Consider the following 1,817-nt stretch of genomic DNA (forward strand, 5'->3'; position numbering starts at 1 on the left):
GCAAGTTGGTGTCAGTAATGGCATAGATGAAGGAAGCGCATAGCAAAGTTCTTGAGCCTACGAACAGAAACTTGATAAGGCGATGAGGTGGGTAAGGTTGCTCAACAAGCCGAAGCCCAAAAGGTAAACGTAAACCGAAGTTGTAAATCAAGAGGTTGTGGAATGAAAGATTAGTGTCTTACCTTGGGAGACCCTACCCACACATCGAAAGATGTGGTCGAAAAAGGTTTAGGGAGGGAGTCAGATGATGTCATAGTAGGCGTAACAGCTGAAGGACTGAAACGATTTATAGTACAAATCGTTATTAAGAGAATGGTGCATAAACCAGAAATCAGATGGACGGGAAAAGTAGGAACGTAACCGAGGAATACTGTCTATATCGAGAGGGGTGTTATGCATAAATTTTGTAATAATCAGAGGAGTAACAACGAATGGAATTAATAGATGTGATTACATCAAAAGAAAATCTAAACAGAGCCTATAAGAAAGTAGTGGCAAACAAAGGAGCAGGCGGAGTTGATGGAATGAAAGTCGAGGAACTTGGTGAATACATCAAGGAAAACAAAGATGAAATAGTCCAGTCAATTAGAAACCGAACCTATATGCCAAAGCCAGTACGTAGAGTTTATATCCCGAAAGATAATGGAAAAATGAGACCATTAGGAATTCCAACAGTCTTAGATAGAGTAGTACAACAAGCTATTGCTCAGCCCATTATAGATATTTATGAAGAACTATTCAGTGAGTTTAGTTATGGCTTTAGACCAGGAAGAAGTTGTCATGATGCCATAAAACAAGCATTGGAGTATCTGAATGAGGGATATGAATGGGTAATAGATATTGATATAGAGCAGTTCTTTGATAAAGTAAATCATGACAAATTAATTCAAATTCTTAGAGAACAAGTAAATGACAGTACTACATTGAACCTGATTCGGAAATACCTGAAAGCGGGAGCAATGGAAAAAGGACTAGAGAAAGCTACAACAAGCGGTGTGCCACAGGGAGGTCCCCTTTCAGTTGTACTATCTAATGTATATCTTGATAAATTAGATAAGGAACTGGAGCAAAGAGGACTTCGTTTTACAAGGTATGCTGACGATACAATGGTGTTCACCAAAAGTGAGATGGCAGCCAATAGAGTGATGAAATCCATCACAGATTGGATAGAAAGAAAACTTTTTCTAAAAGTGAATGCAACCAAAACAAAAGTAGTCAGACCAACAAGAAGTAAATATCTTGGATTCACTTTTCTAAATCACGGTGGTGAATGGGAAGTAAAACCTACCACAGAAAAGAAAAAGAAGCTAAAGCAGAAATTGAGTGAATACCTCAAAAGAAACAAAGCTATGGCACGTCCACTTGCAGTAACCATTAAGCGAGTGAATGAAGTAGTCAGGGGATGGATTAATTACTTTAGAATTGGAATGATGAAAACGTTCATGCAAGAGTTTGGAGCATGGCTTAGGCACAAGATAAGAGTGATTGTTATAAAGCAATGGAAAACACCTAAGACAATATATAGAAATCTATGCTATCTCAATAAGAAGAATAAGAATGGATTCGACCATGAATCAATTTACAAAGTAGCAAATTCAAGGCTCGGTTGGTACAGACAAAGCGGAATGAATGTTGTGAACTTTATCATAAGTCCAGATTTGCTTGAAAATAAAATAAAGGACGGAGCTGGTTTGCTCAATCCTTTAAATTACTATCTAAGAAAAGTTGGAATATAAGTTGTAGAGCCGTATACGAGACCCGTACGTACGGTTCAATGAGAGGGAAATAATTCTTAGCAATTATTTCTCTACTCTATT

General features: G+C 37.6%; 1 protein-coding gene. It reads left to right on the forward strand.

Features of this window, described 5'->3' with window-relative positions; translation table 11 throughout:
• Nucleotides 1–431: 431 nt before the first annotated feature.
• Complete coding sequence (gene ltrA, locus V7D18_RS08210) at nt 432–1,736, forward strand: group II intron reverse transcriptase/maturase (RefSeq protein WP_426153230.1); 1,305 nt, start codon at nt 432–434, stop codon at nt 1,734–1,736.
• Nucleotides 1,737–1,817: the final 81 nt, after the last annotated feature.

Origin of the sequence: Lacrimispora sp. 38-1 (assembly GCF_049890855.1) — a bacterium.
Classification (GTDB): domain Bacteria; phylum Bacillota; class Clostridia; order Lachnospirales; family Lachnospiraceae; genus Lacrimispora.